This is a genomic window from Aquipluma nitroreducens, from assembly GCF_009689585.1.
GTDB lineage: Bacteria > Bacteroidota > Bacteroidia > Bacteroidales > Prolixibacteraceae > Aquipluma > Aquipluma nitroreducens.
Map to the genome: position 1 here is coordinate 4110362 of NZ_AP018694.1, position 21012 is coordinate 4131373.

The 21012-nt window shown below is 40.6% G+C and carries 18 protein-coding genes and 1 other RNA gene; 8 read left to right on the plus strand and 11 right to left on the minus strand.

All coding sequences use genetic code 11. The annotated features are described in order from the left end of the window. Position 1 precedes the first annotated feature (1 nt). Positions 2-2464 carry a beta-galactosidase gene (locus AQPE_RS17235; RefSeq protein WP_318347736.1) on the plus strand — a complete coding sequence of 821 codons (2463 nt, stop codon included), beginning with the start codon at positions 2-4 and terminating at the stop codon, positions 2462-2464. Positions 2465-2691: 227 nt separating this feature from the next. Here AQPE_RS17235 and AQPE_RS17240 read toward each other — a convergent pair whose 3' ends face one another. Continuing rightward, entirely contained in the window at positions 2692-4131 is a 1440-nt protein-coding gene (locus AQPE_RS17240) for a M56 family metallopeptidase (protein ID WP_318347737.1), read from the minus strand. Between the two features lie 67 nt (positions 4132-4198). Further along, positions 4199-4573, minus strand: a complete 375-nt coding sequence (locus AQPE_RS17245) for a BlaI/MecI/CopY family transcriptional regulator (protein ID WP_318347738.1) — start codon at positions 4571-4573, stop codon at positions 4199-4201. Positions 4574-4751: 178 nt separating this feature from the next. Between AQPE_RS17245 and rnpB the strand changes: the two genes are divergently transcribed. Next, positions 4752-5150, plus strand: an RNA gene (gene rnpB, locus AQPE_RS17250) — RNase P RNA component class A. Positions 5151-5209: 59 nt separating this feature from the next. Here the strand turns inward: rnpB and AQPE_RS17255 are convergent. Further along, complete coding sequence (locus AQPE_RS17255) at positions 5210-5590, minus strand: winged helix-turn-helix transcriptional regulator (RefSeq protein ID WP_318347739.1); 381 nt, start codon at positions 5588-5590, stop codon at positions 5210-5212. 158 nt (positions 5591-5748) lie between these two features. Here AQPE_RS17255 and AQPE_RS17260 point away from each other — a divergent pair, with 158 nt between their 5' ends. Beyond that, the gene (locus AQPE_RS17260) at positions 5749-6603 is read left to right on the plus strand and encodes an SDR family oxidoreductase (RefSeq protein ID WP_318347740.1); all 855 of its coding nucleotides are present in this window, start codon (positions 5749-5751) and stop codon (positions 6601-6603) included. A 56-nt stretch (positions 6604-6659) separates the two neighbouring features. Here AQPE_RS17260 and AQPE_RS17265 read toward each other — a convergent pair whose 3' ends face one another. The 8 genes from AQPE_RS17265 to AQPE_RS17300 form a co-directional block, all read right to left on the minus strand. Continuing rightward, positions 6660-7427 carry a LytR/AlgR family response regulator transcription factor gene (locus AQPE_RS17265; RefSeq protein WP_318347741.1) on the minus strand — a complete coding sequence of 256 codons (768 nt, stop codon included), beginning with the start codon at positions 7425-7427 and terminating at the stop codon, positions 6660-6662. A 4-nt stretch (positions 7428-7431) separates the two neighbouring features. Beyond that, the gene (locus AQPE_RS17270) at positions 7432-8469 is read right to left on the minus strand and encodes a sensor histidine kinase (RefSeq protein ID WP_318347742.1); all 1038 of its coding nucleotides are present in this window, start codon (positions 8467-8469) and stop codon (positions 7432-7434) included. 129 nt (positions 8470-8598) lie between these two features. Next, positions 8599-9249, minus strand: a complete 651-nt coding sequence (locus AQPE_RS17275) for a hypothetical protein (RefSeq protein ID WP_318347743.1) — start codon at positions 9247-9249, stop codon at positions 8599-8601. 74 nt (positions 9250-9323) lie between these two features. Next, on the minus strand, positions 9324-11456 hold the full coding sequence (locus AQPE_RS17280; RefSeq protein WP_318347744.1) for a TonB-dependent receptor: 2133 nt from the start codon (positions 11454-11456) through the stop codon (positions 9324-9326). Positions 11457-11584: 128 nt separating this feature from the next. Then, positions 11585-11995 carry a hypothetical protein gene (locus AQPE_RS17285; RefSeq protein ID WP_318347745.1) on the minus strand — a complete coding sequence of 137 codons (411 nt, stop codon included), beginning with the start codon at positions 11993-11995 and terminating at the stop codon, positions 11585-11587. A gap of 4 nt (positions 11996-11999) precedes the next feature. Beyond that, positions 12000-12341, minus strand: a complete 342-nt coding sequence (locus AQPE_RS17290) for a hypothetical protein (RefSeq protein ID WP_318347746.1) — start codon at positions 12339-12341, stop codon at positions 12000-12002. Positions 12342-12380: 39 nt separating this feature from the next. Continuing rightward, positions 12381-12647, minus strand: coding sequence for a YtxH domain-containing protein (locus AQPE_RS17295; RefSeq protein ID WP_318347747.1), 267 nt, complete (start codon positions 12645-12647; stop codon positions 12381-12383). Positions 12648-12812: 165 nt separating this feature from the next. Further along, on the minus strand, positions 12813-13931 hold the full coding sequence (locus AQPE_RS17300; protein ID WP_318347748.1) for an AI-2E family transporter: 1119 nt from the start codon (positions 13929-13931) through the stop codon (positions 12813-12815). Between the two features lie 183 nt (positions 13932-14114). Between AQPE_RS17300 and AQPE_RS17305 the strand changes: the two genes are divergently transcribed. The 5 genes from AQPE_RS17305 (at position 14115) to AQPE_RS17325 (ending at position 20872) form a co-directional block, all read left to right on the plus strand. Continuing rightward, entirely contained in the window at positions 14115-16244 is a 2130-nt protein-coding gene (locus AQPE_RS17305) for a carboxy terminal-processing peptidase (RefSeq protein WP_318347749.1), read from the plus strand. A gap of 197 nt (positions 16245-16441) precedes the next feature. Continuing rightward, on the plus strand, positions 16442-16888 hold the full coding sequence (locus tag AQPE_RS17310) for a MarR family winged helix-turn-helix transcriptional regulator (protein WP_318347750.1): 447 nt from the start codon (positions 16442-16444) through the stop codon (positions 16886-16888). Between the two features lie 30 nt (positions 16889-16918). Next, positions 16919-17929: an HlyD family secretion protein gene (locus AQPE_RS17315; RefSeq protein WP_318347751.1), complete on the plus strand. Its 1011-nt coding sequence runs from the start codon at positions 16919-16921 to the stop codon at positions 17927-17929. Positions 17930-17931: 2 nt separating this feature from the next. After that, positions 17932-19545, plus strand: coding sequence for a DHA2 family efflux MFS transporter permease subunit (locus tag AQPE_RS17320; protein ID WP_318347752.1), 1614 nt, complete (start codon positions 17932-17934; stop codon positions 19543-19545). Between the two features lie 4 nt (positions 19546-19549). Beyond that, positions 19550-20872, plus strand: coding sequence for a TolC family protein (locus AQPE_RS17325; protein WP_318347753.1), 1323 nt, complete (start codon positions 19550-19552; stop codon positions 20870-20872). Positions 20873-21012: the final 140 nt, after the last annotated feature.

Consider the following 21012-nt stretch of genomic DNA (forward strand, 5'->3'; position numbering starts at 1 on the left):
TATGAAAAGTCGGTTTAAATACTTAATAGCCTCAACGCTTATTATTTCCCTTGCTTTTGGATTTCAGAATACCTTAGGGCAGACGCTGAAAAAATATGAGATCAATGCAGAAGTAGCTCCGGTGAAGATTTATTCTGATCATCTGAAAATGGGTGGTTCGAACCCCAAAGGAGAAACAATTTTAGTGAACAACTATTTTCTTTCAAAAAGCGGTAACCCATTCATCCCAATAACCGGCGAATTCCATTTTAGTCGTTATCCCAACCAATACTGGGAGGAATCGATTCAGAAAATGAAGGCTGGAGGCATAAACATCATTGCCACCTATGTTTTTTGGAATATTCACGAGGAACATGAAGGGAAATTCAGATGGGATGGAGATCGCGATTTGAAGAAATTTATTGCATTGTGTGCCAAAAATGATATGTATGTTTTCGTTCGGGTGGGGCCGTTTTGTCATGGCGAAATTCGAAACGGCGGGCTTCCCGACTGGCTTTTGGGCAGGCCGCTGATGATTCGTTCGAACGATCCGGCTTACTTGTCGTATGTGGAAAAATTGTACGACGAAATTGGTACGCAATTGAAAGGCACGTATTTCAAAGACGGAGGATCAGTAATTGGCATTCAATTGGAGAACGAGTACCAGCATTCGGCTGCTCCCTGGGGATTGACCTACGCCGGACAGCCACATGATTGGACTGCTGCGGAAAGCGATTTATCGTTAACCCAAGCTGGCGTTGGTGTTTCTGAAACGAAAAATCCGTATGCCGATTTGGGTAACGACCACATGAAAATATTGAAATCGCTGGCCCTAAAAGCCGGTATGGATGTGCCCCTATATACGGCTACCGGTTGGGGAAACGCAGCCATAGTAACCAACGAAAGTATTCCGGTTACGGCAGCGTATGCTTATCCGTTCTGGACGGCTCACAAAGATATTTCGCCATTTTTTCTTTACAAGGACATGCATTGCGATCCGGATTATGCGCCGGTGCGATATCAACCCGAGGATTATCCGGCATTTCCAGCCGAATTGGGAACGGGCATCATGACGGTTTATTCGCGGCGACCCATTGTGGAGCAAAAAAGTTTTGATGCGATGATGAACCGATGTCTGGGAAGTGGCGCAAACGGATTGGGTTACTACATGTATCACAGTGGTTCCACACCACGGGGCGATCGGTATTATTTTAGTGATGAGGCCTACGGTTTGCCGAAGATTTCGTATGATTTTCAGGCACCGATTGGCGAGTTTGGCCAGGTTCGGGAAGGTTTTCAACGCCTGAAACTCATCAACCGATTTGCCCAGGAATTTGGCGATTTGCTGGCTCCAATGACAACTGTCCTTCCTGAAAATGCACCAATCCTGAAACCGGAAAATGTAACCGATCTGCGCTATGCCGTCAGGATAAAGGACAATTCAGGCTTTCTTTTCGTGAATAATTTTCAGGATGATCTTAAAACAACCGACAAGCCGGATATTCAGATTGCGATTAAAACCGGCGGGGATGTTGTAACTATTCCTGAGGCAAGCGGATTTACAATGAAGGAAGGCGAAAATGTGATTTTCCCGTTTCATCTGGCAATTAATGGCGCTGATTTGATTTATGCTACGGCGCAGTTATATACAAAAAGCGATGATGGTAAAATGCCTTATTATGTGTTTGTTTCGCAGGATGGGAGCAATGCCGAGTTCTCGTTCGCCAAAAGCAACGGACTTTCAATTAAGAAGTCACCGGGAATTAGTCTCGACCAAAATGAAAAGAGAATACTGGTAAAATGTTCCAAAGGAACTTCAGAATTTACCGCCAACGTAAAAGGTCGTCAAACAAAAATACTGGTTATTGAAAAATCACTGGCGCTGCAATCCTATTTAGTCACCATTAAAGGTCAAAAATCCCTGATGTTTTCGGATGCCGTTATTTTGCAGGAGAATGATATGATTTCGGCGCTGAGTGCGGGCAGGAACGCGTTTACTATTCATGTTTATCCCAAATTTTTAGGCAAGTTAAATGCCGAAAATGCAGCGGTTTTGGCCTCTGTCAATAATAGTTTGATGTCAGAATTCAATATTTCGGTGCCTGAATTTAAGTTGGAGCCGACCGTAAGACAAATCGGCGAGAGAAAAACTGTAGTAACCTTGCCGCCTTCGTTGAATGGTTTAAACGATCTTTTCCTGAACATTGATTATACTGGCGATACCGGCATGGGTTTTCTGGACGGCGAATTGGTTACCGACGAATTCTGGAAAGGTACGCTTTGGCAAATTGGGCTGAAGAAATTTTATCCCAATGCCGCATCCAAAGAAATGGTATTTTATTTTCGGCCAGTAAACGAAGGTGCATCATATCTCGATGATATTTCTCCTAAAGACAGGCCTGATTTCAGCAAATTAAAACAAGTATTGAATATCAGAAAAATATCGTTTACCCCGGAGTACAAAGTAAATCTCCAATTTGAATAATCGGTTGTGTAATTGCTTTTGGAGAGTTGTTCTAGTCGAAAATAGAAGTAGATAAAAATTTGACAGCTACAAATCTAATTCCTAGATTTGTAGCTGTTGCAGCAATGCAACTCTTTTTGACAATGATTAAAGCTGCCGGCATGGAGACGCACCATGACCGGCTGCTTTTTCACTAATTACCACAAACAAATAGCGCTTATTTTATTTCTTCTCAACTATTGACGCATTTAGTTTTTACTATTTATTTCCTTGTATAGAACATTAACAGCTATTCCTCCCTTTTTTGCTGGATTCCAATCTGGGATTCTAGTTAGGATTTTTTCCATTGCTGCATTTATTTCAGGATACTCAGAGGCTTTGATAATATGGCCATCTTTGATTTTTCCGTTTTTATCTATAATGAAACTATAGGTGATTTTGTATTTTTTACCTTCATCAATATTTTTCAATTGATTATTCATCCACTCTTCCCATTTACCCTGAGTAAACTTGGCCATTTCAGTTACATCCCCCGCTGGATAAATGATTTCATCAGAAATTGATGAAGATTGATTTATAAAATAAATGTTAGCCTTTTCCAAAGTTTCTCTAACTTCATCAATACGGACATAAGGAATTGGGCTATCCACGAGAAGAAGGATTTCTTCATTGGTCTTTTGCCATGCTTTTGCCCTTTTTACAATTTCCTCTAGCGAACACAATTTATTGTCGATGTAGTTGCCATCTTTTTTGATCTCAATTGATAAATTTGTCTGCTCGTTCTGATTTTGTTTGATTCCTGAATCTGCCATAATTTTTATCGGCACGTTTTCTTTTTCAGATACATTCCCACCTGTTTTGCTGAAAGCCATCAACAACAGGGCAAGCAGGGGAAGAAAGGTCGCCACCTTCCAGCTCCATGCTTTACTGGTTTTTGATTTGTTCATCATGATAATTCTGTTTTTAATTTGACAATGATTAAAACTGTTAGCTAGTGCGAACCGCTGTGGCCCAACACTTTTTTGAATAATTAGGATTTGATATTGAGTTGCATCGATGCCTTTGTTGAGGGTGCATTCATCGGCCTGAAATTCGTGAATCTCTTTCATGTCGCGGATCAGCCAGTAAATTACTGGATTAAACCAGTGAAGCATTTTTGTCGTTTCGAGTAATGCCAGATCGAAAAAATGGTTTAGCTTGATATGTGCCTGCTCGTGAGCAAGAATGGCTTGTCGGTGGGCATCATAATCGCTTTGCGAGATAATCACAAAGCGGCCAAATGAGAATGGCGGAATCTCATGATCAATAATCAGCAGGCGGAAACCATCCATTTGCCTGAACTGCGCTTTTCGGAAAAGTATCAAAATAGAAACTATGCCGTGAATCAAGATCAGAAGCAAAATTAGTATTCCTGCCAGATAAATAGTTTGAATTAGTTTTATCCATGGAAATTCTTCTCTGATTACAGTCTTTGTTTGTTCTGTTGGAACAGTAATCGTTTGAGTTGATTCTCCCAATGGATATTGAGGAGCCAGCATAATCTCCTGATTTTGTAGCCTTGGTATCCATTCGTTTTGCAGGGCTGGCTGAATGATCTGTGGCAGGTATAGTAGTGGAATAATTGCTGAGCAAACCACCGCTGATAAAAGCAAGGCTCTGTTCAGCTTAAAAAAAGTCTCTTTTCGCATCAGCATTCTGAAAACCAGATAGAGTAAACTGATGCTGATCGTCGATTTTAAAATTTAGATGAGAAAATCATTCATTTTCAGTGTTTTTACGTGATTCAACCTGACGAATTAGTTCCTGAATTTCTTCGGTTGTGATTTTCTGTTCTTCGACAAACATCGAAACCACCGAAGCATACGATGTATTGAAATATTTGCTGACCATGTTTTTGATCGTATTCCGGCTAAATTCTTCGCGCGAAATAATCGCAAAATATCGGTAGGTATTTCCAAACTGCTCGTGCCCAACAAAACCCTTTTCCTCAAGCCCGCGAACAATGGTCGAAATGGTGTTGTAGTGAGGTTTTGGTTCTTCAAGTTCATCAATAATTTCTTTTACAAACAAGGCTCCTTTCTCCCAGAAAAGTTCCATAATTTCTTCTTCGCGATTGGTAAGGTGTTTCATTTTACGATTAATTAATTGATAAACAACAAATCAAATTGTTAGTACTTTGAGAAGTATAAATGTAACTATAAATTTTAGTTTTAAAACTATATTTTATAGTTTGTTTGTAAAAAGTAGTTTTTAAACATATGAGATTCTCCTATTGACTTGATTTTCGGCTTATTTTCCGCACCTTTGCAACGCAGACCGCTCTATCGCTGTTCCGTTTATTCGGGAGAGAGGAAAGTCCGGGCAACGCAGGGCACCATGCTTCTTAACAGGAAGGCGGGCGAAAGCTTGCAGTAAGGTAACAGAAAACGACCACCCCCGAGTTCTCGGGGGAACGGGTGAAAAGGCGGGGTAAAAGCCCACCGGTGGTTGTGGCAACACAATCAGCCGTACTTCTGATGGGTTGCAAAGCCAAATATATCACGATTTTCCCCCGAGTCCTCGGGGGGATACAGAACGGCCCGTTTTGGTTCTTCGGAAGTCGTGAGGGGTAGGCTGCTCGATCGGGTTAGTGATAACCCGGGTAGATAAATGATAGAGACTCGTCGCAAGACGATTACAGAACCCGGCTTACAGGTCTGCGTATTTTAAAAATGAGGCGATTGGTAACAGTCGCCTCATTCTTTTTATCCTGATTGATATTGAATTTCAATTTCGTGAAATATTTCCAAATAATTCTCTCGATTCCTTTATTTCACCCATGTTTTCGTTTGCCCAACCAACCAATCCATGCAAGTGTGGAAGTAACGATTTACCTCTTTCGGTTAATTGATATTCAACTTTGGGTGGAATTTGCGGATAAACCGTCCGTTTCACCAAACCGTCGGCTTCGAGCGTTTTTAATGTCACGGCCAGCATCTTCTGCGAAATCGTTTGAATCGATCCCCAAATTTCGTTGAATCGCAGCACATTTCCTTCCTCCAGAACCATCAAAACCAGCACCGACCATTTGTCGCCAATCCGGTCGATCACATTTCGCACCGGGCAATGAGCGGCTTCACCATATTTTTTCAAAAAATCTTTCTCCATAACCTTTTGATTAAACCATTACTAACCTTAAAGTAAGTATTGAACTATTTCGTAAGTTCTTGTTTATGTGTTGTATGTCTTTTATCTTTGACTTACCAAAAGTAATTAAAAAACAAAAGTATATTAAATATTGAATGTAAATTTATAATTTCAGAAAAATGAAAACAGGAGTAACAGGAGCTACCGGTCAACTAGGTCGATTGGTCGTTGAAAAATTAAAAGAAAAAGGATTGTCATCAAGCGTTGTGGCTTTGGTGCGTAATACAGAAAAAGCTGCCGAATTGGGAGTTGAAGCCCGTGAGTTTGATTACAATAATCCGGTAAAATTGATTGATGCACTTCAGGGAATCGAGAAATTAATCCTTATTTCAGGAAACGAATTGGGTAAACGTGCCGAGCAACATGCCAATGTAATTGAGGCTGCTAAAAAGGCCGGTGTTAAATGGGTGGTTTATACCAGCTTACTTCAGGCTGATACTTCAAGTTTAAGTTTGGCTCCTGAACATTATGCCACAGAAAAAGCATTGCAGGCATCGGGCTTGACTTACACCATTTTGCGCAATGGCTGGTACACCGAAAATTATACCGGATCAGTTGGTGGAGCTATTGCAGCGGGTGCTTTTATCGGAACCGCCGGCAATGGTAAAATCTCGTCGGCTGCCCGTACCGATTTTGCAGATGCTGCGGTAGCTGTTGTTATTGGTGCAGGACACGAAAATAAAGTTTATGAATTGGCCGGTGACGAATCGTATACCTTGGCTGATTTGGCGGCCGAGATTTCGAAACAAACCGGAAAAGTAATCCCATATAATAATCTTCCAGAAACCGAATATGCTAAGATTTTAAAAAGTTTTGGTATTTCTGAAGGGTTTGCTGATGCTATTGCCAGTTGGGATGTATCTGCGTCAAAAGGTGATTTGTTTAATGAATCGCACCAGTTGTCGAAATTGATTGGCCACCCGACAACCCCTATGGCTGAAACAGTGAAAGCTGCGCTGTCCGCCTCAAAATAAAACTTTATAAGATTAGTCAGGGCTTCACTTTGAGTGAAACCCTGACTGACTTTTTACTATAAGTCTAGCCATTCCTTAAAGGCAGCAACTTTGTCGCGGCTCACGATGATGCTTTCTTCATCGGTCTTTTTTAATTTGATTTTAAGGCGGCTGTTCGAGTAAAACACAATGTCGGCAATCGACAGATTACTAAGTATATATTTCCGGTTGATGCGGAAAAACCGGTGCTCATCAACCATTTCTGCGATACGGTCGAGCGAATAATCGACAAGGTAGGTTTTGAAATCGGCGGTACACAGGTAGGTTGCCTTTTCGAGGCTGTAAAAGAATAGGATTTCTTCCACTGGGATCGATTTCAGGTGCTCGCCAACTTTTATCACAAACCTGGTTTTGTATTGTTTTCTGAGCATTTCCTTTACTTTGTTTAGCAATTCGATGGTCACAGGCTGCACGTCTTCCACCTTTTTGATCTGATTCCCGAATTTCTGAAAGGCAGCTTCCAGTTCGCTGTACGCAATAGGTTTCAGGAGATAATCGACACTGTTTACCTTGAACGCTTTTACGGCGTACTCTTCGTAGGCGGTGGTGAAAATCACAGGGCAAGGAACTTTTACCCGTTCAAAAATTTCGAAACTCAACCCATCGGCCAGTTGGATGTCCATGAATGCCAAATCCGGAGCCGAATGTTGTTCAAACCATTCTGTGGCGCCACTTACTGAATCAATCACGGCTAGCACCGAAATCTGCAGGTCAAACTTCAGGATTAACTGTTGTAACCATTCTGCTGCTGGCTTTTCGTCTTCAATGATAAGTATTTTGTACATGGCGTCAATCGGTTAAAAGAGGAATGCTTACCCTGAATGTTTCGGAATTGAAGTTGATGGATACCTTTTGGTCGGAGAAAAAACTGTACTGTGCACCTATGTTTTGAAGACCAGTGCCGGTGCCTTCTGATCCCGATTTTTTTTGAAGCTGATTTTCAACCACCAGATGCTCTCCGTTGCAGTAAATCCTTATGGTTAAAGGTTTTTTATCTGAAATCTCGTTGTGCCTGATGGCATTTTCGACCAGCAACTGAATCGAAAGGGGAATTACTTTGAAGTTTTGTGGATTAACATCCATTTGTACTTTGAGATTTGTTCCAAACCTGATTTGATGCAGATATATGTAGGATTCTACGAATTTCAGTTCCGTTTCGAGCGCCACCAATTCGTGATTTTTCTGGTCGAGTACATACCTGTAAACCTCCGAAAGTTTTTTCACAAAATCGATTGCTTTTTCAGGATTTGAGCTGATAAGCGAGGTTAGTGAATTTAAATTGTTGAATAAAAAATGCGGACTTACTTGGCTTTTCAGGGTTTCGTACTGCAGTGCCAATTGTTCGCGCTTCAGTTTTTCTTGCTGAACAGCAGACTCTTTCCAGTTTTTAAAGAAAAGAACCGTATTCGAAAGCAACGATCCTACAAAAACAAACAGGAAGGCAACCTTCGCCATAAATGAGGCCTGATCAAAAAAGAAATTAGATGTAATTTTCTGATGAGAAAAATAGCCTGTCGCGAATATGGTGATGACAATGATGCAGAATGAATACCCGATCGTAATTAAGAACTGTGCGATCAATCGTTTCAGTGGATTGTACAGCCATGGAAGTCTTCGGTCGAGCGCAGTAATCATGACCTTCAGCCCAATCATAAAGGCACCTCCGACCAATACGGAGTTGAGCGAAGCCAAAAGGAACATTTCAAAGGTGAATTCGTTTCCTTTTAGGATGATTAACATGATCGTATTGCCGATGACAATCAAAAGCAGAATCCATGCTGGGATTTGCCAGAATAATTTGTTAATGCTGTTTTGCTTGTTAGTCATTGGTTGGGTAAGGGTTGAAAGTTTGATCGAAAATACGGATAATTATTCTTTAAAGAGAAAGAGTTCGTTAAGGAAATGTTGCGGGTTACGAGTTTTCCCGCAACTTGTATCTCGCAACCCGAAACGATTCTATTTCGCGATCGATTCCATAATTTTCCCCAGCTCAGCATCATTCATTTCTTTCCCCCAATTGGGTGAGAGTTCTGTTTTTGGTTTGAAAGACTGAAATTTTTCGGCAGCCTTTTGATACAATGGCAATGCCTTTGCTGCACCTCCGCCAAAAGCTTCGGGCATATTGGCAGTCATGGTGGCACGCAGGTAATAAACCCGCGGATTATCAGGGTTTAGCTCCAGCGATTTATCGAGTGCCGCATTCATTTTGCCCACCAATGCCATTCCCCGGTTTATTGGGTCGATGTTGATGCGCGACGGGTACAAAAAGCCTTGTAGCATAAATAATTCAGATTCGTTGGCTTCAATCGCCATAGCCTGATCGAGGTATTTTTGAGCCAGATCGAGATACAGGTCTTTTTTTGTGTTTTCTGCTTCCTGAAAGCTGATCATGATATACGCAAATGAAGCGTAATAGAGTGGTAACCATTCTGCTTTCTCAATTTGCGAAATACGTTCAAACTGATTGGCAACTTCAACATATTCAGGAATGGTTTTAGCCTGAAACAGCTTTTCGATTGACTGGCTCATCGCTTTTTGATAGGCTTCGTTGGCAAAACCAGCACTGGATAATAAAAGTAAGGCAAGGATAAAAATTGATTTTTTCATGAGTGTTGATTGTTTGTTGTATTTGTTTGACTTTAGAGAGGGTTTCACCCAAAGTGAAGCCCTCTATATAGGTTTTAAAGCATAATGTTCAAAACCAAAATTGCTTGCCGCACAAAAGGTGAACGGATTGGTGTCGATTCATATTTACCGGCAGCATTCGGTGTGTTTGAAAAATTATAGCCATACACATTGTCAAATCCGGCAACATTATTGAGCATCAGATGCAGTGCCGATTGTTTTCCGAAGAAATTCAGCATGTAAGTCAGGCTTAAGCTGATGTCGTTGTACTGTTGTGTTTTTGCATTCATAAAGCCTGAAAGATTCGGATCGTGATACGGACGGCTACTGGCAAACGAATAAGTCAACGAAGCGTACGTATTTAATACTGGAAGGAAGCGTTTGTAAACTACTGATAAATTGTGTTCTGAAACAAAAGTCGGAACGGCGGCCATTGTGTAGTCTTTGTAGTTGCGCCGGGCATTGATCCACGAATACGAAATCCAGTAGTCGGTTAGTTTGAAGGTTTCCTTGTCGCGCCAGAAAATGTCGACACCTTCAGCATGACCGGTCCCCAAATTGTTGTAATCTAGTGGATTGGTCGTCATCTGTTCAGTGAATTTGACCAGATTATTGTATTTTTTCAGGTAGCCTTCTACCCTGAATGTTTTCAATTCAGTCAAATATTGCCAGGTCATCACGGCGTGGTTTGCTTTTTCGGGCTTTAATTGTGGCGCAAATTTCAGGTAATCATTTTCCGGATTTTGATAGAATTCGCCACAAGCCAGCGAAATCTGGCTGTGATCGCCTGTTTTGTATGCTCCTGAAAACCGTGGGACAATTGTTGTTCCGTTCAAAAGAGAACTGTTTTCGGCCCTGAATCCCAGACGTGTTGCGAATTTCTTCGTGAGTTTATATTCCATTTCTGCGAAACCTGAAAGTTCGTTATTGGTAAATGGCAACCGGAAATTGCCGTCCATCCTGATTTTTTGTTCGTATGAAAAGTTCACCCAGTCAGCACCAAATTTCAATTCGGTTTGCTCATTCAGGAAACAACTGAACCCGATTTTGGCTTGAACCATTTTTTGATTCGTTATGATGCGGTCTTTATCCAGATCAATGTTTTGGTGGTCGTAATTGAATGCAAGTCCTGATTTCATCATCCATTTTTCACCCAACTGGCTGTTATAGGTATTGTTGAGGTAAATGTTGCTGCTGTTTAATAAAATGTCCTGATTGGTTCCCGTCTGAATGTTGGGATAAATCATGCCGCTCGAACTTGTGTTGAAAGTTCCGAAGAGTTTGTACAATCCGGTTTCCCCGGCTTTTTGCCTGAACATGATTGTTCCGTCTGCTGTAACGGGGCTTTTGGTCCAATCTACCTGCTGTCTGTTGATTTTGTTAGACAAAGCTGTGGTTAACAAATCGCCGCTCAATGACAACGACGAATTTTTTCTGCATCGGGTTGTTGAGCCCATCAGCCCGACAGTCATCACCGATAGACTCGATTGTTCTTCGGTTTCGATCGAATTGGTTTTCATATCAACAATCGATGACAAAGCTTGTCCGTATTCGGCAGAATAGGCTCCGGTGCTGAACAAGGTTCCACTGAAAAGGAGAGGGGAGAATCGTCCGCGGGAAGGCATGTCGGGCATTTTCGAGGTATATGGCGAAGCAACCAGCATTCCGTCCATAAAGGTTTTGGTTTCGTAACCTTCACCGCCGCGTACAAATACACGACCATCTTCGCCCACTTTCTGAACTCCGGGTAGTGTTCCGAGTGCACCAAAAATATCGCCCTGAGCACTTGGAGTAGTTGCAATATCAAAAACGCGTAAAACGACTGCTTTTTTCTCATCGCTGGCTTCGAAAGATCCGGCATTGATGACCACTTCGTCAATCTGGTCGTCCGATTCCAGCAAAACGATGTTTAATGTAATGGTTTTGGAGCTATCCAAATCCAGCTTCCGGAGAAATGGTTTGTACCCGATAAAACTGGCTGAAAGGTTTTGAATTCCTTTCTGACTGGTCTTGAAGCTGAAATTTCCGATGCTATCGGAAGTAGTGCCGTCGTAGCTATTTTGAATAAATACATTGGCTCCCGGAAGCGGATTGTTTTGGGAGTCGGTAACCTTTCCTGATAACAGAGCCTGCGCAAATGAGTTGGCAGATATCAGGATGAAAACTGAAATGATTAATATTGATCTCATGGCTTTGAGTATTTTATAACCCAAAGTTGCTTCAGAGATCGGAGGTGTTAAAATAAAAAAAACCGAGTCGTAGTTTGACCCGGATGAATCGTAATATGGAGTGACGAATTATTTTCTTAAAATGAGATTTAAGCTTCTGTTTCTGGAATTTCTTCTTCCTCTTCTTTGGGATGAAGAAACCGATCAATAAACTCAGTGATGAAAATACGGATTGTTTCAGCATTTTTTGCAACCAGATTGGTTACGCCAAGCTGAATCAAAACACCAAGTATCTTCTTAAACGGATTACTCGATGAACTGACCATCAATTTTTTAGATAGATACCCGGTTACAATTGAAACAATGGATTCGAAAAGATTGGTTTTGATCTCGACGGAATCGGTAAGCTCTTTTAACGAACTCTTGACAAGATTAACGAGCTTCAAACTCTCGTAAGTAATTTTGAACTGATCTTTCAGGATTTGACCTTCTTCGGCTTGCTGAATTTCCAACAAACGAATGGATTCTTTGAGTGACTCAACTGCTGTTTGGTTTGCCATATGCTTATTCGAGTACTTGTTCGATAATTGAATTATTGAGTGGATCTTTGATCAGTTGTTTCCTGAAAATGCTGAAAATTAGAGCCAACAGGGCATAAATACCTGAGACAACAAAGAAACCATAGTAGGACTTGCCCAACAATTCGCCTAACCACAAGGCTACCCCGATATTTAGAATCAGGAAGAACAACACGGCAAAAATTAATACAATCAACCAAGAAACCAGATTTGAAGCCACATCGGCTGATTTGTCGAGTGTTTTCAGTTTCAATAGTTCCAATGTCGTTTTGCCGTATTGTTCCCCTTTTTCAATGAGAGACTCAATTAAGCCTGATTGTTCGTCCATGATTTAGTCTTTCGTAATGAAATTTGGAATTAATTCAGATTAATTGGTCGAAACTTTGGGTTCTTCTGCTTTTTTCTTGGCGCCTGCAGCCATTTCGTCTACTTTGGATTTTACTCCATCCATTTTCTTGCCTAAATCATCGATCAGGCCGCCGACTTTTTCTTTGATGTCGTCGACATAATCTTCACCTTTTTCAACAATCTTTTTCCGTGTTTCCGACCCTTTGTCAGGGGCAAACAGAATTCCGATCAATGCACCGGCGGCTACGCCTGCCAATACACCCAATAAAATTTTTCCTGAACTCATAATGCTAGTTTTTAATTGTTTATGACTATTGAAATAATCTGGAACTTTATTCTCCAGTTTTTATTCTTTCAGTGCAATTTAATGAAAAACTGCTGGAAAACCTAACAATTTAAGTTAATATTTGTTGAAAAAGATTAACCAAGTAATCCTTGAAATTCGCGATGATCAAGCCGTTTTGTTGCGTTTAAGAAGCTTTTTAATCAGTCGTTCCTGATCTTGTTTCTGTTGGTTGAAATTGACTTCTTCGCCGAGTAAAAAACCATATGGTTTGAGTGATTCAACATTATCACAAACCACTTTGGCCATACCGGTAAGAGGCAAGCAAAGCACCATTCCCGGAATTCCCCAAACAAGTGCGCTGGCAATCAGTACAATTGTGGCGGTTAACGGATTGATACTGACACTTGAACCGACTACATAGGGGGTGATGAAATTATTATCGAGGAACTGAACGACAACACATATAGCGCCAGCAGCAATGGCATAACTCATCGAGTCTTTGGTGAGCAAGGCCATCAAAATTGGCAATAGGCTTCCTATCAACACTCCTATGTATGGGATTATATTCAATACAGAAGCAAGAACTCCGAATAAGATCGCATGCGGCAAACCGAGAATCAGAAATCCGGTTGAATTCAATACGGAAAGAATGATAACATCCAGAAAAATACCCATCACATATTTTTGAGATACTACTGAAACTTTTTTTACAACCAACAAAACATGCTCGTTTTTATCATCCTTGGTTACCAGTCGAATGAATTCTTTGAATTTGTCCTGATAAAAAGTCAGGAAGAAAATATAAATAGGAATGAGCGCAAAGCTGGCCAGGAAAGAGGTAGTTGCCGAAAAGAGACCTAACACCAAAACCCCTCCTGTACTTGCATTCTCTTTGAGCTTAGTGGTTAACCACGCTTTTTGTTCTATGCTACTGATGTGAAAAGTTTCGCTAATGAATTGCTGAAGGCTTACCCATTTGGCATCCAGCGATTTTTGGAGTACCGGCCAGTCGTTCACAAAACTGAACACCTGATCGACAAAAAAATACAACACAACAACAACCAGTGTAAAAGCCATGATAATACTTAAAAGTATGGCCAATGTCCTTGGTAAATGCCAATGTTGCAGCTTTCGCGATACTGGGATTAATAAAAAAGTAAAGAAAACCGCAATGGTAAATGGAATTAGAATGTTTTGGGCCAAAATCAGGAACGCAATAATTAGGCCTGCAAGTAAAAGTTTTATTGTTGCCTTGATATAAAATGGTTGTTCTGGTGCCGTCATATGTGATGATTTTACGATTCAACAATAATAGAGATAAATTTAGATGTTTTATCGGGTACACATCTTGTTTGAGAGGAAATTAATTTTTTGAAATCAAAATTTGTATGGTTGTTAGTATTTAGCCGTCAGGATATATCTATCTTTGAAATAGGGTATGATAAATAAACATGGAAAACAATTGCAATGGCAGGAAAAACCGTCAAAATTATACTGGCATTTCTTCTTCTTACTTCAAGCCTATTTGCTCAGGAAAGTAGTGATAAAATTAAAACTGCCCAATCACTTTTTCAGATGCTTGAAACTTATCACTATAACCCACCCAAACGAAACAGCGCGCTTTCAAATCGTATTTTTGAAAGTTTGATGAAAGCGATTGATCCGTATGATCTGTTTTTTACCGATGAAACAATTTCAGGTTTTAAACCTTACCGCGATTCATTATGTACCAACAATTCGGTGTTAATTGCTGAGTTTTTGACACTTCTTACCGATAAATACAGGCAACAACTCGTATTGGCCGATTCTATTGTTGATCATAGCTTCAGGTCTTCCCTGAAGTTGACAGAGAAAGATTCGCTGATTTTGGAACCTGATCATGTTACGAAACGTCCCAAAAACAACTCCGAATTGGAAGCGCGTTGGGGAAAATGGGTCAGGCAAGGAATGTTAAAGAGTTTGATGTATTCAGGAAACGACAGCATTTTAGCCAATAGTTCTATTATTCCGGACAGCCTTTATGCAAACGGATCTTTGTTAGCTAAGAAAAACAGAATCAGGGAGAAACGTTGGATTAATCAATTGATGAATTGCTCTGGCGGAATTGAAAACTTTGTGATGAATAGTTACTTTAACAGCATTACCTCGTGTTACGACCCGCATTCTAATTATTTTTCCGACAACGATAAGGAAAAGTTCGAATCTTCGTTATCAAAGGAAAATTATGCATTTGGGTTTGAACTGGGAACTAATCTGAATGATGAAGTTATCATTTCACGCATTTTACCCGGGAGTCCATTGTGGTTTTCAAAAAAGATTGAAAAAGGAGATGTGATCCTGAAAATAAAAATCCCCGATCAGGAGGAGACTGAACTTACGTATGCCAGTATCGATGAGATCGATAACATATTTAGAACCCTGAATGGGGATTGGATTGAGATGACTATTCGAAAAATCAATGGTTCGATATCGAAAGTTGAGCTTTCGAAAGGAAAATTCGACACCAAAGAGAATCAAACTGTCGGGTTTATCCTGAATGGTGAAAAGCCCGTTGGTTATATCTGGTTTTCTGCTTTTTATACTGAATTTGGTCGCTATGGAAATACTGGCTGTTCAATCGACTTCCTGAAGGAAATGGTCAAACTAAAAGAAAGTGGTATTGGTGGATTGATCGTTGATTTAAGAAATAACCCGGGTGGATCTGAAGGTGAGGCGATTGAAATTGCAGCCTATTTTACCGGAAATAGCCCATTTGCAATCCGCCGAAACAAAGATGGTGGACAAATTATTCTTGGAAAGTCAAATGCCATCAAATGGTACGACGGACCAGTGGCGGTACTTGTAAACGGCTCAAGTGCATCAGCTTCCGAATTATTGGCAGCGAACTTGCAGGATTATAACCGGGCTGTAATTGTTGGAACAAATACCTTTGGTAAAGCTTCGGAACAGCTTGTTTTTCCGGTGGGGCAAAAAATGCGGACACGGCAAGGTTTTTCGATTAATCAAACTCATGAAATTACTGATTTTGTAAAAATTACAACTGCCAGACTTTTTCGGGTAACTGGTAAAAGTTATCAAAAAATTGGAGTTGTGCCTGATATCAAATTACCTGATATTTGGGATAGCTTCATTGTGCGGGAATCGGCCTTGCCCTATGCTTTTGAAAACGATTCGGTCAGGTCATCCGTAAAATTTTGCCCAATGACTAAATTGCCAATGGATTCTCTGGCATTACTGAGCCAAAGTCTAATACTGAAAAGCGAGAAATTCAGTCAGGTCAATGCATTTAATCGCTCGATGAAGGCCTTGATGATCAATAAGAATAAGGTTCCACTCAATCTTACGCAATACAAAGATGACGCGGAAAAACGCAAACAGCTGACATCAGAAATTGAAAAGATTAATTCTTCTGATAATAAGCAGTTTACAGTTGAAAATACTTCTTTCAGAATAAAAGAATTGCAGACCGATAGTTTGTCGATGGAACTAAACGCCAAGTTTAAAGATTCAATCCAAAAGGATATTTATGTTGGCGAAGCTTATTCTGTAGTACTCGATTTAATCGGAATGAAAAGTGCTGTAAACGGAAACAAATAACTATTAATCCCCAAACCTTCCGGAACTCTTTTCGGAATTAGAATTTCCAAATGTGAGCTTTTTCGATTTCAGTTTTTCGGAATTTATGAAATCCATGTTAAGTTTTGAATTCTCCTGACTAAATAAATATTCCGGGTAATGATTGTAAAAAGTAATAGTTATATTTTTGTAACCATTATCAAACGAGAATATTTCAGATGACTACATTAAAAATTGACCTGATTGCAGATAACCTGATTTCAATTCACCCGCTTTTGTATAAAAGTATTTCGAAACCATTGAAACATCAATCGCCGATTACTCCGGGCGGAATGTTTGTACTGGGAAGCTTAAAAAGGAATGGAACTCAATCGATGTCGGATATTGGCAAATGTTTGTCGATGCCCAAGCCGCATGTTACGGTGATTGTTGATAAACTTATTGAAGAAGATTTAGTTGAACGACAGAGCGACCCAAATGATCGGAGGATTGTTAATATTCTGCTGACCCAAAAGGGCGTTGATGAGTTTGATAGCATAAAAAAGGATCTCAGTGAGAATTTGAAGATTAAACTTTCGAAACTTAGTGATCAGGAACAGGACATTCTGGCAATTGCATCACAACAAATGAAAGAAATTCTGATTTCGATCTTATCAAAAGAGTAAAAATTTTAAAACAGATAAAAGGAAAATTTTATGGAAAATAAACAGACGAAAAAAGAGAAGAGCGGAAAGGTATATATTCCGCTCATTTTGGTTATTGCTTTAGTGCTTGGTGGTGGCGTATATTGGTACATTGATTATACGAAGTACATCAAAACCGACGATGCAAAAGTTGAGTCAGACAATGTAGCTGTCAGTCCAAAAATGCTGGGGCGAATCAGTCAGTTGTTTGCTGAAGAAGGTACAACGGTAAAACAGGGTCAGCTGCTGGCGGTTCTCGACAGTGCCGATATGGTTGCTCAAAAGAACCAGACGATTGCAGCAAAAACACTTGCCGAAGCATCAGTCCTTCAGGCTCGTGCAAAATACCAATACGATCTGAAAAATAATAAGGTATTGGAAGTTGCGCTTAACAAAGCACAGGAAGATTTTGACCGGGCAAAAGTTCAGTTTAACGGAAATGTCATTACGCAGGAACAATTCGACCATGCCAAGAAAACGCTCGAAACAGCGCAGGCTCAGTTGGAAGCTGCCCATTCCATGGCTAATGTCTCCAATACTCAAATTCAAAGTTCTCAGGCTGCCGTTGAAAGCGCTCAGGCTCAAATCAACCTGATAAGTACACAGTTGAATAATACGAAACTTTATGCACCAAGCGACGGTGTAATCGGGAAACGTTGGCTGATGCCCGGAGATATTGCACAGCCTGGGCAATCTATTTTTACGATTGTTAACGATAGCAAGCTTTGGATTAGCATCTTTTTGGAAGAAACAAAACTCGAAAATTTGCATGTCGGGCAAGCTGTACTATTTACGCTCGATACTTATCCGGGCGTAATTTTTACCGGAAAAATTCTGACTCTTGGTTCAAATACTGCCGCACAGTTTTCGCTGATTCCGGCCAGTAATGCTTCAGGAAACTTTACCAAGGTAACTCAGCGTGTTCAGTTAAAAATCTCGATTGATGGTGTTACTGAAGGGAGAAAATTGGAAGACTACCGCATTTTATCCGGAATGTCGGCTGTAGTTAAAATTATACGATAATAATGAGTAGAAGAATTACACCGTCTCATTTGCTGCGAAAAAAGCTGCGTAACCGAAGTTCGGGGTATCATCCCCAGAACGACCGGTACCGGTGGTTTGTGCTGGCCAATATCATGTTGGGAACTTTCATGGCGGTTCTCGACAGTACCATTGTAAACGTGGGGCTGCCAAAGATTATGGCTTCGTTCGGAGTTGGTATCGATAAAATTGAATGGGTTATAACTGCATATATGCTTTCGATGGCGGTAATGCTGCCAACTTCGGGGTGGATGGCTGATAAGTTTGGTTATAAGCGAATGTATTTCATGGGCTTGCTGATGTTTACGCTTGGGTCTATGCTTTGCGGAATGTCAAATGACGAAAATTCACTGATTCTTTCGCGTATTGTTCAAGGACTTGGTGCAGGAACCATTCAGCCATTAGGTATGGCAATCATTACCCGCGAATTTCCGCCACAGCAGCGCGGTATGGCATTGGGTTTTTGGGCTATTGCCGCTGCAGCTTCCGTGTCGTTTGGCCCGTTGATTGGTGGTTATCTGGTCGATAACTTTAGCTGGCAACTTATTTTCGATGTAAATATTCCGTTCGGAATTGCAGCGATGGTTTTCACCATTGTTATCCAGAAAGAATATATAAACAAGCTAGTTGGTAAATTCGATCTCATAGGGTTTGTTTCGGTTGTCATATTTCTGCCGGTGCTGCTTTATGCTTTATCCGAAGGAAGTGCGTCAACCAATACCGAAGGATGGAGCGCTCCTTATATTTTGGTTTGCTTTGCCATTTCAGCGATTGCTTTTGCGGTATTCATCACCCGGGAGCTGACAACGGATCATCCGTTGATCAATTTGCGACTTCTTGGTGATTACAACTTCGGAATGGGGAATCTGGTCATGATGATTTTTGTGATCGGAATGTTTGGCAGTACTTTTTTGTTGCCACTTTACCTTCAGAACACGATGGGTTATACAGCAGTTCAGGCTGGTGCCGTTTTCCTTCCTGTTGGATTTATCCAAGGAATGATGTCGCCAATTGCAGGAAAGGTTTCTGATAAAATTAATCCGAAAGTGCCTATAATTATTGGCGTAATTACTTTGGGGATTAGTTTTCTTCTGAATTCGCAACTCACCTACCTTTCGGAACATAGCTTTGTAATGTCCTCGTTGTATTTACGCGGGTTTGCCATGGGCATTATTTTTACACCACTCAGCAATTTAATGTTGCTAACCATTTCACGCGACAACATGGCGCAGGCTTCGGGTATTACCAATACGATTCGTCAGTTAGGTGGAAGTTTGGGAGTGGCCATGTTCACTACATTGCTGACTACCCGAATTAACTATCATATGCAAACCTTTGGTGAGGCTATTCAGTCCGGATCCCAGGAGTTTAAGAATGTGGCAACCAATTTAACTCATTTTGCTCAGCAAAGTGTAGGCAGTAATATGGCAACCGCAGCCCAGCAAGGTAAATACATGATTATACAGCACGTTTCGAAACAAGCCTATATTGCCGGTATTGACGACGATTTTTGGATTGCCGCCATTATCACTTTTATGAGCCTGATTCCCGTAATTATCATGAAAACAAAAAATAGAAAATCAATTGCAAAATCTTAATTCTATGATTCTAAAAATAAACAAATACGTCAGGTTCTTTCTTCCGGTAATTGGAATATTGATCCTTGGATCAGCAAAAGGTCAGTCTTCTCCCGGTGATTCACTTTCACTAAATACAATAATTCAGGAGGTTACTGTAAATCATCCGGCGGTTAAAAAGGCTATGGAAGACCTCCATGTTTCGGATGCAAAAATAGGTTTGGCTGAATCGAATTACCTGCCTAATGTTGATTTTGCTTCTTCCTATTCACGGATTGGGCCAATATCAACCATCACTATTCCTGATATGGGAAGCTTCAGTTTTGTGCCTCACGATAATTATTCGGCTACGGTCAATGTAAATCAAACGATTTATGACTTTGGAAAAACAGAGAAAAGCGTTTTGTTTGAAAAACAAGGCAAGGAATTGACGCTTCAGTCGATAGAACAAGTAAAACAGAAACTTTCGCAAGCTGTAATTGCCAACTTCTATACACTTGTTTACCTTCAGGAGGCTTTGAAAATTAAGGATGAGCAGCTTAAAACCTTAAATGAACACCTGAATTACATCAAAAAGAAACAGGAAACAGGATCGGCTACGCAATATGAAATTTTGACCACCGAGGTGCGGATTTCAACCATCGAGAATCAGAAAACCGATTTGGAAACCGCCCGTCAGGTGCAGGTTTGCCAGCTTAATTCGTTACTTGGAAAGCCTGAATCTACTAAGGAGGTAGTGAAAATAGAAATGAGCGTTTCGCTTCCCGGTATGCAGAATGATGCATTGATTGCTTCCGCTATGGAAAATCGCGACGAAATGAAGCTGGCTTCTGAAAAAGCTAAACTGGCTCAATTGCGCTACAACCTTACCAGTTATCAGAACAAACCTATTGTAAGCGCTTTTCTTTCAGGCGGAATAAAAAATGGATATACGCCTTATTTGTATGATCCGAAAGCCAATTTTGTTGCTGGGTTTGGTGTGAAAGTTCCTATTTTTGATGGCAAACGCAAGATGTACAATCAGGTGCAGGCTCAATCTGCCATTCAGACCAATGACCAGGAAACGGAAATCGCCCGCAGGGGAATTGTGAATGAAGTCGTGGAGGGTGAAGCCAACGTGAATGCGTCGAAGAAAAAGGTGGAACAAGGCGAACTGCAACTGAGGCAGGCAAATCAAGCTTATTCGCTGGCCAAAGTTCGTTTCGATTCGGGCGTGATTACCAATCTTGAATTGCTTGAAGGCTCAACCGCTGTTTCGGAAAGCCAACTTCAACTTTTAAAAGCGAAAATCGATTATACCGTTAGTCTTTATAAACTGAAATCGGCAACTGGAGAAAGGTTATACTAATATGTGAGTTAAATTATCACTCACTATTGAATCATGTACGAAAGATTAGAAGGAATGTATCTTTTCATAAAAAAATGAGGGAGTTGAAATACTAAAACCGAGCTTCTGATAGTTTTATACTACGATTGAATTTCAATAAT

What these genes read in the sequence shown, in the direction of transcription:
- AQPE_RS17280 (WP_318347744.1), bottom strand. Translation starts at nt 11,456, where the DNA reads ATGAGATCAATATTAATCATTTCAGTTTTCATCCTGATATCTGCCAAC.
- AQPE_RS17255 (WP_318347739.1), bottom strand. Translation starts at nt 5,590, where the DNA reads ATGGAGAAAGATTTTTTGAAAAAATATGGTGAAGCCGCTCATTGCCCG.
- AQPE_RS17295 (WP_318347747.1), bottom strand. Translation starts at nt 12,647, where the DNA reads ATGAGTTCAGGAAAAATTTTATTGGGTGTATTGGCAGGCGTAGCCGCC.
- AQPE_RS17260 (WP_318347740.1), top strand. Translation starts at nt 5,749, where the DNA reads ATGAAAACAGGAGTAACAGGAGCTACCGGTCAACTAGGTCGATTGGTC.
- AQPE_RS17290 (WP_318347746.1), bottom strand. Translation starts at nt 12,341, where the DNA reads ATGGACGAACAATCAGGCTTAATTGAGTCTCTCATTGAAAAAGGGGAA.
- AQPE_RS17240 (WP_318347737.1), bottom strand. Translation starts at nt 4,131, where the DNA reads ATGCGAAAAGAGACTTTTTTTAAGCTGAACAGAGCCTTGCTTTTATCA.
- AQPE_RS17235 (WP_318347736.1), top strand. Translation starts at nt 2, where the DNA reads ATGAAAAGTCGGTTTAAATACTTAATAGCCTCAACGCTTATTATTTCC.
- AQPE_RS17300 (WP_318347748.1), bottom strand. Translation starts at nt 13,931, where the DNA reads ATGACGGCACCAGAACAACCATTTTATATCAAGGCAACAATAAAACTT.
- AQPE_RS17320 (WP_318347752.1), top strand. Translation starts at nt 17,932, where the DNA reads ATGAGTAGAAGAATTACACCGTCTCATTTGCTGCGAAAAAAGCTGCGT.
- AQPE_RS17245 (WP_318347738.1), bottom strand. Translation starts at nt 4,573, where the DNA reads ATGAAACACCTTACCAATCGCGAAGAAGAAATTATGGAACTTTTCTGG.
- AQPE_RS17265 (WP_318347741.1), bottom strand. Translation starts at nt 7,427, where the DNA reads ATGTACAAAATACTTATCATTGAAGACGAAAAGCCAGCAGCAGAATGG.
- AQPE_RS17310 (WP_318347750.1), top strand. Translation starts at nt 16,442, where the DNA reads ATGACTACATTAAAAATTGACCTGATTGCAGATAACCTGATTTCAATT.
- AQPE_RS17285 (WP_318347745.1), bottom strand. Translation starts at nt 11,995, where the DNA reads ATGGCAAACCAAACAGCAGTTGAGTCACTCAAAGAATCCATTCGTTTG.
- AQPE_RS17315 (WP_318347751.1), top strand. Translation starts at nt 16,919, where the DNA reads ATGGAAAATAAACAGACGAAAAAAGAGAAGAGCGGAAAGGTATATATT.
- AQPE_RS17325 (WP_318347753.1), top strand. Translation starts at nt 19,550, where the DNA reads ATGATTCTAAAAATAAACAAATACGTCAGGTTCTTTCTTCCGGTAATT.
- AQPE_RS17270 (WP_318347742.1), bottom strand. Translation starts at nt 8,469, where the DNA reads ATGACTAACAAGCAAAACAGCATTAACAAATTATTCTGGCAAATCCCA.
- AQPE_RS17305 (WP_318347749.1), top strand. Translation starts at nt 14,115, where the DNA reads ATGGCAGGAAAAACCGTCAAAATTATACTGGCATTTCTTCTTCTTACT.
- AQPE_RS17275 (WP_318347743.1), bottom strand. Translation starts at nt 9,249, where the DNA reads ATGAAAAAATCAATTTTTATCCTTGCCTTACTTTTATTATCCAGTGCT.